Origin of the sequence: Streptomyces sp. GD-15H (genome assembly GCF_045291515.1) — a bacterium.
In the GTDB taxonomy this organism is placed as follows: Bacteria; Actinomycetota; Actinomycetes; order Streptomycetales; family Streptomycetaceae; genus Streptomyces.
Map to the genome: position 1 here is coordinate 8,181,995 of NZ_CP149447.1, position 11,358 is coordinate 8,193,352.

Annotated in this window: 7 protein-coding genes and 2 pseudogenes; 6 read left to right on the top strand and 3 right to left on the bottom strand. The window is 69.0% G+C overall.

Annotated features, from left to right (window positions below; genetic code table 11):
- Positions 1-393 precede the first annotated feature (393 nt).
- The gene (locus tag WJ438_RS38810; protein WP_406729294.1) at positions 394-1,416 is read right to left on the bottom strand and encodes a LacI family DNA-binding transcriptional regulator; all 1,023 of its coding nucleotides are present in this window, start codon (positions 1,414-1,416) and stop codon (positions 394-396) included.
- Positions 1,417-1,554: 138 nt separating this feature from the next.
- Between WJ438_RS38810 and WJ438_RS38815 the strand changes: the two genes are divergently transcribed.
- The 6 genes and pseudogenes from WJ438_RS38815 to WJ438_RS38840 all read left to right on the top strand — a co-directional run bounded on the left by WJ438_RS38815 (position 1,555) and on the right by WJ438_RS38840 (position 9,395).
- Complete coding sequence (locus tag WJ438_RS38815) at positions 1,555-2,859, top strand: ABC transporter substrate-binding protein (RefSeq protein WP_406729295.1); 1,305 nt, start codon at positions 1,555-1,557, stop codon at positions 2,857-2,859.
- 10 nt (positions 2,860-2,869) lie between these two features.
- Positions 2,870-3,823 carry a carbohydrate ABC transporter permease gene (locus tag WJ438_RS38820; RefSeq protein WP_406729296.1) on the top strand — a complete coding sequence of 318 codons (954 nt, stop codon included), beginning with the start codon at positions 2,870-2,872 and terminating at the stop codon, positions 3,821-3,823.
- Positions 3,820-4,639, top strand: a pseudogene (locus WJ438_RS38825) (carbohydrate ABC transporter permease). Before WJ438_RS38820 ends, WJ438_RS38825 begins: the two are co-directional and overlap by 4 nt.
- Positions 4,636-7,011, top strand: a complete 2,376-nt coding sequence (locus WJ438_RS38830) for a glycoside hydrolase family 3 N-terminal domain-containing protein (RefSeq protein WP_406729297.1) — start codon at positions 4,636-4,638, stop codon at positions 7,009-7,011. The pseudogene WJ438_RS38825 and the gene WJ438_RS38830 overlap by 4 nt, the downstream one beginning before the upstream one ends.
- Positions 7,012-7,022: 11 nt before the next feature.
- A pseudogene (locus tag WJ438_RS38835) lies at positions 7,023-7,480 on the top strand (FAD-dependent oxidoreductase); the annotation flags it as partial.
- A 451-nt stretch (positions 7,481-7,931) separates the two neighbouring features.
- Complete coding sequence (locus WJ438_RS38840; protein WP_406729298.1) at positions 7,932-9,395, top strand: short-chain fatty acid transporter; 1,464 nt, start codon at positions 7,932-7,934, stop codon at positions 9,393-9,395.
- A 731-nt stretch (positions 9,396-10,126) separates the two neighbouring features.
- On the opposite strand, the gene WJ438_RS38845 is transcribed toward WJ438_RS38840, so the two are convergent.
- Both WJ438_RS38845 and WJ438_RS38850 read right to left on the bottom strand, forming a co-directional pair.
- Entirely contained in the window at positions 10,127-10,327 is a 201-nt protein-coding gene (locus WJ438_RS38845; protein ID WP_406729299.1) for a DUF397 domain-containing protein, read from the bottom strand.
- Positions 10,324-11,196 (bottom strand): Scr1 family TA system antitoxin-like transcriptional regulator, encoded by an 873-nt coding sequence (locus tag WJ438_RS38850; protein ID WP_406729300.1) that lies wholly within the window; start codon positions 11,194-11,196, stop codon positions 10,324-10,326. Before WJ438_RS38850 ends, WJ438_RS38845 begins: the two co-directional genes overlap by 4 nt.
- Positions 11,197-11,358: the final 162 nt, after the last annotated feature.

An 11,358-nucleotide genomic window follows, 5' to 3' on the forward strand; every position in this document is an offset into this window, starting at 1 on the left:
GCACCACCGTGGACGGGCAGCACCCCGGCGGCGCCTCCGGGATGTCCCCCTGCGACTTCCGGCAACAGCCTGGGCGGAAATCTCGATCCGCATGTCGACTTGATCGGTCGGATACGAGGGCTCGCGTGACTTCGTCATCAGAGTTGACGGCGTGAAGGCGGCCAATACGGTGCCGCAACGCGAGTTCGGGAAGATTCGAAACATTCGAAGTTCTCTTGCGTTCCTCGGGCTTTCGCCCCTCTGCCGCCACCCGAGGCCAAGTCCGCCTACCGCACCCTCCAGACCACGCTCACGGGCCGTGCGAGGCGGTAGCACGCAAGGGCGCGGCCGTCTCCTGCCCGGCGTCTTTTACGACCGCCTGGCGCCTCCTGGGACCGCCGTGCCCGCGCCCCTTCACGCACCCTCGGGCGGAGCCGTGCTCTGCCGTACCACCAGGTGCGTCGCCAGTTCTATGCGCTGGGCGGCCGTGCCGGGGTCGTCCGGGCGGAGCAGCATCCGGGCGGCCTCCTCGGCCATGTGCCGCAGCGGCTGGTGGACCGTGGTGAGCGGCGGACTCGACCACTGCGCCAGCGGTACGTCGTCGTAGCCGACCACCGACAGGTCCTCGGGCACGCGCAGGCTCTTGACCCGCGCCGCCTCCAACACGCCCAGCGCCTGGAGGTCGCTGCCCGCGAAGATCGCCGTCGGCCGGCCGGGCCCGTCCAGCAGGTCCATGGCGTGCTCGAAACCGCCCTGCACGTGGAAGTCGCCGAAGCGCATCAGGCGCGGGTCGGTCCCCAGGCCCGCCATCGCCATGGCCGAGCGGTAGCCGTCGAGGCGGGCCAGCGAGCACAGCATGTCCTCGGGGCCGGTGATGATCGCGACCCGCTCGTGCTTCCGGTCGGTCAGATGACGGGTGGCGGCGAGGCCGCCGGCCCAGTTGGCGGAGCCGACCGAGGGCACGTCCGGGTCGGGGTCGCCCGCCGGGTCGATGACGACGAAGGGGATGGCCGCCGCCCTGAGCCGGCGCTTGACGTCCTCCGGGAGTGTGGAGAAGACCAGCACGACGCCCAGCGGCCTGCGTTGCAGCACACCCGGGAGCCATTCCGGCGCGGGCGTGTGCCGGGTGCCGCTCTCGGTGAGCACCACCGTCGCGCGGTTCTCCCTGGCGACGTTCTCCACGCCCCTGATCAGCTCCATCGACCAGATGCTGTCCAGCTCGTGGAAGACGAGCTCGATGAGCGGGGAGCGGGACGTGGGCTGCCCGCGTCGACGGTAGCCCTGGGTCTCCAGAAGCCGCTCCATCTTGGCTCGCGTCGCGCGGGAGACATCCGAACGGCCGTTGAGAACCTTCGAAACTGTCGGCACCGAAACGCCGGCCTCTTTCGCGACCGCGGCCAGGGTGACTCTGCCGCTCGCCTCGTCGTCATCCTGCATATCCGCAGGTTAAGCCACCGCACCTCGGTAACGGTTTGGGTGAGCGCCGACCCGACCGTTAACCGAAACGCTGGTCTGACCTACTGTCCCACGGCATGTACTTTCGGTAATGGTGCCAAAACTTTCGAAAGGCGAACGATGAAGACACGTGCGCGCTTGCCCAGACTGGTCGCCTGCGGTGCGACGCTCGCCCTGGCACTGAGCCTCTCGGCCTGCGGTGACGGGAACGGCGGGGCGTCGCAGGACGACGGCAAGATCCATGTCCTGGTCTACGGGGACGCCACCAACAAGGTCGAGAAACAGATCGTCGAGACGTTCAACAAGACGTCCGACGTCAAGGTCGTCCTCGACACCATCCCCGGTGCGGACTACCAGAAGAAGCTTCAGACGATCATCAGCACCCCGCAGGCCCCGGATGTCTTCTTCAACTGGGGCGGCGGCAGCATCAAACCGTTCGTCAAGGCGGATCTGCTGTTGCCGCTGGACGACTTCATCAAGAAGAACCCGGACCTGGAGAGCAAGTTCCTGCCGTCCGTCTTCAACAACGCCGTCGTCGACGGCAAGCCCTACGGCATACCGATGCGCGGCACCCAGCCGGTCCTGCTCTTCCACAACAAGAAGGTCCTCGACAAGGCGGGCGTCAAGCCGCCGAAGACCTGGGACGAGCTGCTCGAGGCGGTCGGGAAGCTCAAGGACGCGGGCGTCACGCCGATCGCGCTCGGTGGCGGCGACATCTGGCCGACGCAGATGTGGCTCCAGTACCTCTTCGACCGCGTGGCCGGCCCCGGGCTGTTCGAGAAGGCCGTCGGGGGCGACAAGAGCGCCTGGGAGAGCGCGGACAGCAAGAAGGCCCTGAGCATGATCAGGGAGCTCGTCGACGCCGGCGCCTTCGGCAAGAACTACGACTCCGTCAAGTACACCAACGGCGGCTCGGTCCAGTTGATGTCCTCGGGCAAGGCCGGCTTCGAGCTGATGGGCTCCTGGTACTACTCCCAGCAGCTGACGGACGCCAAGGAGTTCGCCGAGAAGGACCTCGGCTATACCGCCTTCCCGACCATCGAGGGCGGCAAGGGCGATCCGGCCAACGTCGCCGGCAACACCAACAACTACTACTCGGTGATGAAGAAGACCAAGCACCCCGAGGCCGCCGCCGAGTTCCTGAAGCTCATGTACTCCGACGAGTTCGTCAAGGTGCAGTTGGACATCGGCAACCTGCCGACCACGACCAACACCGACCAGTTCATCGACTCCTCGGCCACCCCCGAGTACTCGCGCTTCCAGTACGACCTGGTCGCCGACGCCCCGTCGTTCCAGCTGTCCTGGGACCAGGCGTACCCGCAGAAGGCGAGCTCGTCCATGCACCAGGCCATCCAGCAGTTCTTCAACGGACAGCTCGACGCGGACGGCTTCATCAAGGCCATGCAGGCCCTCCCGACCGAGTGACGAACGGTTCATGACCACTCAGACCAAGAGCGCCCCGCCCGCCGCCGGACCCCGCAAGGGGCCCCGGCGGCCGCCCGCCTCGTCCGCAACGACGGTGGGCCGCCCCGGCTTCGCCTGGGCCCTGCCCGCCGCAGTGTTCTTCGCCCTCTTCGCGATCGCCCCGCTGATCATGGTGGCGGTGCTGTCCTTCATGAGCTGGGACGGGATCGGCTCGCCCCAGTTCGTCGGCACGGACAACTGGTCGCGCCTGAGGGACGACCCGGTGATGCTCAAGAGCGTCTGGCTGACCCTGCTCCTGACCGTTCTCGGCGTGGTCATCCAGACGCCGCTGAGCATCGTGCTCGGCGTCTGGGCCGCCGGTCACCAGCGCAACCGGGCCGTGCTGTCCGTCATCTACTTCATTCCGCTGCTGCTGTCCGCCACGGCCGTCTCCGTGCTGTGGCGGGCGCTGCTCGACCCGAACTTCGGCATCCCCGCCGAGGCCACCTGGCTGTTCGGCGACGGCAACCTGTTCGGTGAACAGGCCACCGCCATCGGGGTGCTGGCCTTTGTCAGCACCTGGCAGTTCACCCCCTTCCACACCCTGATCTACCAGGGCGCCGCCCGGGCCGTCCCGCAGGTGCTCTACCAGGCGGCGGAGATCGACGGGGCGGGCCGCTACCGGCAGTTCTTCCACATCACACTGCCGCAGCTGCGCAACTCGATGATCACCTCGATGATCCTGATGATCGTCGGCGGCCTGACCACGTTCGAGACGGTCCTCATCCTGACCCAGGGCGGCCCCGGCACCGATACCACCATCAGCGCCTACTACATGTACGACAAGGCCTTCAAGGGCTTCGACTTCGGCGCCGGCTTCGCCATCGCCCTCGCCCTGGTCGTCGCGGCCACCATCATCTCGCTGATCGTCGTCCGGGTCTCCGGCTACGACAAGATGCGCAGCACCATGGAGGGTGTGTCATGAGGCGCCGCCCCCACTACCTGGCCGGCGCCGGCTCGCTCTTCTGGCTCTTCCTGGTCGGCCTGCCGCTGTACGTGATGCTCGCCGCGACGGTGCGCACCCGCCAGGACTACGCCGAGAACGGCCCGGTCTCCGTCCCGGACAGCTTCACCCGGGACAACTACACCGGCGCCTTCGACGCGGGCTTCGGCCAGTACTTCTTCAACACGCTCGTCGTCACCGCCTGCGTGATCGGCATCGTGCTGCTGCTGGTCCCGCCGCTCGCCTACGCGATCGTCCGCAGCCGGGGCCGGACCACGTCGGCGATCTTCCGGCTGTTCCTGCTCGGCCTCGCCATCCCGGCCCAGGCCGTGATCGTGCCGATGTTCTACCTGATCAGCGAGGCCGGGCTGTACGACAACCTGCTGGGCGTCATCCTGCCCACGGCCGCGTTCTGCCTGCCGATGTCGGCGCTGATCCTCAGCGGCGCGATGCGCGACATCTCCCCGGAGCTGTACGAGGCCATGGCCATGGACGGCGCCACCCCCCCGGCGCATGTTCTTCCAGCTCGTCCTGCCGCTGTCCCGCGGCGGACTGTCCACGATCGTGGTCTTCTCCGCGCTCCAGGCGTGGAACGGCTTCCTGTTCCCGCTCGTCCTGACCCAGTCCGACTCCACCAAGGTGGTCACCCTGGGTCTGTACAACTTCCAGACCGAACACGGCATCGACATCCCCGGTCTGCTGGGAGCCGTGGTGCTGTCCATGGTGCCCGTCCTGCTCGTCTACCTGTTCGCCCGTCGCGCCCTGGTCCGGGGTCTGATGGGCGTCGGAGGAAAGTGACCGCCAACGTGGCCGTAGAGACCACCCCCGAAATCCCCCTCTGGAACGACCCCGCCCACCCCGTCGCCACCAGAGTCGACGCGCTGATCGGCGCGATGACCCTTCAGGAGAAGATCGCCCAGCTGTACGGCGTGTGGGTCGGCGCCTCCGACAAGGGCGGCGAAGTGGCCCCCCACCAGCACGACATGGAGGAGACCGTCGACCTCGACGCGCTTGTGCCCACCGGACTGGGCCAGCTCACCCGCCCCTTCGGCACCGTCCCCGTCGACCCCGCCCTCGGCGCGCTCTCCCTGCTGCGCACCCAGTCCCGCATCGCCTCGGCCAACCGCTTCGGCATCCCGGCCGTCGCGCACGAGGAGTGCCTGGCCGGCTTCGCCGCCTGGGGCGCCACCGCCTACCCCGTCCCACTGTCCTGGGGCGCCACCTTCGACCCGGACGCGGTGCGCCGGATGGCCGGCGCCATCGGCCGCGACATGCGCTCCGTCGGCGTCCACCAAGGCCTCGCCCCCGTCCTCGACGTGGTCCGCGACGCCCGCTGGGGACGTGTCGAGGAGACGATCGGCGAGGACCCCTACCTCGTCGGCACCATCGGCACCGCGTATGTGCAAGGACTGGAGTCCACCGGAATCGTCGCCACCCTCAAGCACTTCGTCGGCTACTCGGCCTCCCGTGCCGGACGCAACCTCGCCCCCGCGCCCATGGGCGCCCGCGAACGGGCCGACGTCCTGCTGCCGCCGTTCGAGATGGCCGTCCGCGAAGGCGGCGCCCGCTCCGTGATGCACGCCTACAACGACATCGACGGCGTGCCCGCGGCCGCCGACGAGACGCTGCTGACCGGACTGCTCCGCGACATCTGGGGCTTCGACGGCACCGTCGTCGCCGACTACTTCGGCATCGCCTTCCTCAGGACCCTGCACGGCATCGCCGCCGACTGGGCCGACGCCGCGGGCGCCGCACTGAAGGCGGGCGTCGACGTCGAACTGCCCACCGTCAAGACGTTCGGCGCGCCGCTCGCCGAGGCCGTCGCCGACGGCCGGGTACCGGAGTCGCTCATCGACCGCGCCCTGCGCCGCGTCCTCGGCCAGAAGGCGATGCTCGGCCTGCTCGACCCGGACTGGAGCCCGGTCCCGCCCGCGCTCGAGGGCGTCGACCTGGACGAGCCCGAGGCGCTGCGCGGCAGGATCGACCTGGACCGGCCCGAGAACCGGGAAATGGCCCGTGAGATCGCCGAGAAGGCGGTCGTGCTGCTCACCAACGACGGCACCCTGCCGCTCGCCGCGCCGCGCCGCGTCGCCCTGGTCGGCCCCAACGCCACCGAGCCGACGGCCGTACTGGGCTGCTACTCCTTCCCGCTGCACGTCGGCGTGCGGCATCCGGAGGTCCCGGTCGGCATCGACCTGCCCACCCTGCGCGACACCCTGGCCGCCGAGTTCCCCGACGCGGACATCACGGTCGCCCGTGGCACCGGCGTCGACGACGGCGACCTCTCCGGCATCGGCGAGGCGGTGGACGCAGCCCGCGAGGCGGACGTCGTCATCGCCGTCCTCGGCGACCGCGCGGGCCTGTTCGGCCGCGGCACCAGCGGCGAGGGCTGCGACGCCGAGTCCCTCGCCCTGCCCGGCGCCCAGCAGCACCTGCTCGACGCACTGCTCGACTCCGGCACGCCGGTGGTGACCGTCCTGCTCGCCGGCCGCCCCTACGCCCTCGGCCGCGCCACGGCCGACTCGGCGGCGATCGTGCAGTCCTTCTTCCCCGGCGTCGAGGGCACCCACGCGATCGCCAGGATCCTCAGCGGCCGCACCAACCCCTCCGGACGGCTCCCGGTCAGCGTGCCACGCGGCCCGGGCGCCCAGCCGACCACCTACCTCGGTGCGCGCCTCGCCCAGGTCAGCGAGGTGTCCAACATCGACCCGACCCCGGCGTTCGGCTTCGGCCTGACGTACACGAGTTTCGCCTGGAGCGCCCTCACCGTGGACGCGCGTGAAGCCCCGACGGACGGCGAGTTCGCCCTCGCCCTCACCGTCCGCAACACCGGCGAACGGTCCGGCACCGAGGTCGTCCAGCTCTACCTGCACGACCCGGTCGCCTCCGTCGTCCAGCCGGTGCAGCGCCTCGTCGGCTACGTCCGGCTCCCGCTGCAGCCGGGCGAGGCCCGCCGGGTCCGCGTCACGGTCCCGGCCGACGTGGCCTCCTTCACCGGCCGCGACGGCTGCCGAGTCGTCGAACCCGGTGAGCTGGAACTCCGCCTCGCCGCGTCGAGCGCCGACCCCCGCCTGACGGCGACGGTCACCCTGACCGGCCCGGAACGGCAGGTCGACCACACCCGCCGCTTCCACGCGGCCTTCACCCAGGAGCCAGCACCGGAGGGGTGAGCCGAACCTGACACGACACGACCCGGCCGGCCCGGACCGCGCACGCGGTCCGGGCCGAGGGCACCGTCACCTTCGAGTACGGCGCCGCGTACAAGCGCAGCCGCAAGGTCGCCGACGGGCGTGTGTCCGGCGTCCACTACCTGATGCGCAAGAACGGCATCACCGAGTACGACGGGCGGGGCACCTTACCGACGTGAACATCCTGCGAGTCGTCCTCGGCGACGGCCGCACCGAGACGCTCACCTTCGACCACTGCGTGATTGCCACCGGCGCCACCATCCGGCTGCTGCCCGGTACGGAGCTGAGCGACCGCGTCGTCACGTACGAGGAGCAAATCCTCGCCGAGGAACTGCCGGAGAGCATCGTCATCGCGGGCGCCGGCGCCCTCGGCGTCGAGTTCGCCTACGTGCTGCACAACTACGGCGTCAAGGTGACCCTCGTGGAGTTCGCCGACCGGATCGTCCCCCTGGGAGGACACCGACGCTCGGGAGGGCGGGGCCGTCATCGAGATGAGCATGCGGGAGGTGCCCCGTACACCGATGGCCAAGGAGATCACCGGGGGACACCGTTGCCACTCCTTGCGCCGGAGCGAGCCGGGTCGTCTCCCTCGCGCCAGTCACGTGAGGGCTACGGCGTTCGTGGGTGCACCGGCACCGCCCGCGCGGTGAGGCACCTACATGATGTCTCCTCGGGTTGCCATGTCGATCAGGCCCATGAAACCGGTCGGCGAAGTGGCCTGCGTCGCCACCTTTCCGTCGTGTTCCTTCCCGTTGTGTGATCTTGGTGCAACGAATCGCGGGTACCCCTTCCCTTTCGGCTTCCCACCCGCGAAGATCTCCGCCCGAGTCACGGATCAACTGTCAGACGACGCTGTTCGCACGCATGGTGAACAGCCGTCCGAAGAGGAAGCGAGATGAACCATGGTCGGGGACGTCCACACCGAGCGGGACGCCGAGGTGCTTGAAGGTGACACCTGGCTGGCGCGGGTTGCGTTGCGGTTCACCGCCTTCACCGAGCGGTGGCTTCCGGACGCCTTCGGGTTCGTCCTCGTCGGCACGTTCCTGATCTTCGCTCTGGGGCTCGCGACGGGGGAGAGCCCCACCACCCTCGTGGACGCGTGGGGTGAGGGCTTCTGGTCGCTGATCCAGTTCACCCTGCAGATGGCGATGATCATCATCGGCGGATACGCGGTCGCCGTGTCCGCTCCGGTCGCCCGGCTGATCGCCCGCATGGCGCAGATCCCCAAGTCGCCGCGCGCGGCGATCGCGTTCACCGCCGCGGTGGCGATGATCAGCTCCTATCTCAACTGGGCGTTCAGCCTGATCTTCACCGCCATCCTGGCGAAGGAGATCGCCCGCGTCGTCCGCGGCGTCGACTACCGGGCGCTCGGCGCCATGGCGTTCCTCGGACTCGGTACGGTGTGGGCCCAGGGGCTGTCGGGTTCCGCGGCGCTGCAGGTGGCCAGCCCGGCCTCCAGCCCGGAAGCCGTGCAGGAGATCATCGCCGAGGGGCGGGACGGTGAGGGGATCATCCCGCTCACCGAAACGATCTTCACCTGGCAGAGCGTGCTGGCGACCTTCGTCGTCTTCGTGGTGGCGGTCGTCATGGCCTGGTTCCTCGCCCCCTCGCCCGCCCGCGCCAAGACCGCCCAGGAGATGGGGATCGAGCTGCGTCCGCTTCTGGCGGAGAAGGACGGGAAGGAGGCCGCGGCCTCCGGCTCCACCGGGTCGCGTCCCGGCGACTGGCTGGAGCGCAGCCCGCTGCTCACCGTCCTGGTCGGGATCCTGGGTCTGTGGTACCTGGTGCGCCACTTCACGAGCGCCGAGGGGAACCCGGTTGCGGCGATCGACCTCAACACGGTCAACCTCGTCCTGATCCTGCTGGCGCTCTGCCTCCACTGGCGCCCGATCCGCATGGTCGAGGCGGTTCGGCGGGGTGCCCCCGCGGCATCCGGGGTCCTGCTGCAGTTCCCCTTCTACGGCGGCATCTTCGGCATGATCGCATTCACCGGCCTGTCCAAGCAGATCGCCGGCTGGATGGTGAGCGTCTCCAACGAACTGCTCTTCCCGCCGCTCATCGCGGTCTACTCGGCGGTACTGGGCGTCTTCGTCCCCAGCGGCGGCAGCAAGTGGGTCATCGAGGCTCCCTACGTGATGGAGGCGGCGAACCAGCTGCACGTCAACCAGGGGTGGATGGTGGTCGTCTACGACCTCGGTGAGGCGTCGGCGAACCTGCTGCAGCCGTTCTGGATGCTTCCGACGCTGGCGGTGCTGGGCCTCAAGGCCCGGGACATCATGGGATACACGTTCGCGATGTTCCTCGCCTGCTTCCCCGTGGTGCTGATCGTGGTCACCGTCCTCGCGCAGACCCTGCCGTTCCCGTGACCACACCGCACGCGCGGCGCGCCGGACCAGCCGGCCGAGCTAGCGGTCCCCGCGAAGGTCGGGTGGCAACAAGCGCAGCCGTGCAGGAGGGCGGTGCGCGCACGAGGCGGCGTGGGAAGAACCAGCGCGTGCCCCACGTGACGGCCAAGGCGGCCGGAGTTCCGATCAGCGTGCCGGCGAAGCGGTCGGAGGCGAGGGACGCCACTGTGCCGCCGGTGCCGTCGGCTTCCCAGGAATCTCGTTCGATCTGACGGCCGGGCGGCGAGCCCGCTGCGGCGATTGTCACGAAGGTCTTCGAGAGTCGCCGCGTACGCTGATCCCGGCCGTTCGAGGTTCCGGCAGCGTCCCGGCCGCCGCCTCCGGCTGAGGGTCGATTTCCAGCGGGTGCCGGGCATGGAAGAGAACGAGCGTGCCGAGTGCATTGAGACCTTGGCGAAGTCGGCCATGGGCGTCCCGGTGCAGCAGGTCGTGCGCGCCGCGACCGAGAAGATCCTCAGCAGGAAGGCCGGAAACTGTTCGGTGTGGGTGTTGACCGCGATCACGCGGCCTGCTCGTCCACGACGTACGCGCCGCTCCCGATGGCCTCCAGCGCCCTGGTGAGCGGGGCAGCAGGTTCGGCCTGGGACTGTCAAGCCCCGGGTGCCTCGGTACCAGTGAATCCGGCCTCACTTCGAGCGCGCCCCCGAGGCCGTGCCAGGAAGCCTGAGTGCCACGGCCTCGGGCGCGGCAGGTCAGATCCGGTCCCGCTCCAGGCCTGCGACGAACCCGGACCACGCGCTCCGCGCGAACGCGAGCCGAGGTCCGTCGTGCTCCTTGGAGTCCCGTACGTGTATGGCGGTCGCGTCAGGGGCGACTTCGACGCACGCCCCTCCTTCGCCGCTGCTGTAGCTGCTCTTGAACCAGTCCAGCCGTGCGGGCTGTTCGGTGTTCATCGGTCTCCCAGCATTTTCTCGATCGAGGTCAGTGACTTTTCTGGCGTGAGCGCCTGTGCCCTGATGCTGCCGTAGCGTGCGGCAAGAATACGTACCTCGTCCGGATCTGTGATCAGGCGGCTGATGTGCTGGACTTCCAGGTATGCCACCTGGGTTTTGCCCTTCGGAGTGAGCAGGATGAACGGCCCGCCCAGACTGGGGTGCTCCTTGCGTTCCATCGGCAGCACCTGGAGCTCCACACTGCGTAGCCTGCCGAACTTCAGCAGCGCTTCGAGTTGTTTCCGATGAACGTCCCACCCGCCCAGCGGGCGACGCAACACGGATTCCTCGAGGATGAAGGTCGTGAACGGCGGAGGCCAGCGGTCGAAGATCTGTTGGCGGTCCAATCGTGCGGCTACGCGCTGTTCGATGGTCGTCTCGTCCAGCAAGGGCTGGCGAGTACCGAACACCACACGTGCGTGAGCCTCAGTTTGCAGGAGCCCGGGGACTGCGAGCGAGCTGTAGTCGTGCAGCTCGACCGCTTCCGCCTCAAGCCGCGCATAATCCCGGAACCACTCCGGATGCCGCATCCTTCGCCGGGTCTTCGCCCGCTCCACATCCTCCGCCGCGGACGCCAGCAGGCCCCCGCACTCCAGCAACCGGTCCACGGCGACCAGCAGTTCGGGTTGAGGTGTGCGTCGTGCCCGCTCGACCGAGGAGATCGTCTCCTCGCCGTACCCGATCCGGTCGCCCAATTCCTTCTGGCTCAGTCCGGCCCGTTCCCGGGCGACCTTGATCTGGCGGCCGAGGGCCCGGAACAGGTCCACGACCTCGTCCGTGCCGTCCGCCTCGCCGTTCGTGGGAACCCCCGTACCCGGCTGTGCTGTCATGCCGTACCACCATCCTGTTCCTTGTACCGGGGACGAACCGGTGAAAGCCCGGCCGAGGCACGGCCGTACGTCCGTACAGCACACCTTCCGTGCCGGGACAGTCGCCCTGCGTACCGCCCGGAATGCTCCACACAGTAGGACGGCTCGGTCACCCTCGGTGAT

What these genes read in the sequence shown, in the direction of transcription:
- WJ438_RS38810 (WP_406729294.1), bottom strand. Translation starts at nt 1,416, where the DNA reads ATGCAGGATGACGACGAGGCGAGCGGCAGAGTCACCCTGGCCGCGGTC.
- WJ438_RS38840 (WP_406729298.1), top strand. Translation starts at nt 7,932, where the DNA reads ATGGTCGGGGACGTCCACACCGAGCGGGACGCCGAGGTGCTTGAAGGT.
- WJ438_RS38815 (WP_406729295.1), top strand. Translation starts at nt 1,555, where the DNA reads ATGAAGACACGTGCGCGCTTGCCCAGACTGGTCGCCTGCGGTGCGACG.
- WJ438_RS38850 (WP_406729300.1), bottom strand. Translation starts at nt 11,196, where the DNA reads ATGACAGCACAGCCGGGTACGGGGGTTCCCACGAACGGCGAGGCGGAC.
- WJ438_RS38820 (WP_406729296.1), top strand. Translation starts at nt 2,870, where the DNA reads ATGACCACTCAGACCAAGAGCGCCCCGCCCGCCGCCGGACCCCGCAAG.
- WJ438_RS38845 (WP_406729299.1), bottom strand. Translation starts at nt 10,327, where the DNA reads ATGAACACCGAACAGCCCGCACGGCTGGACTGGTTCAAGAGCAGCTAC.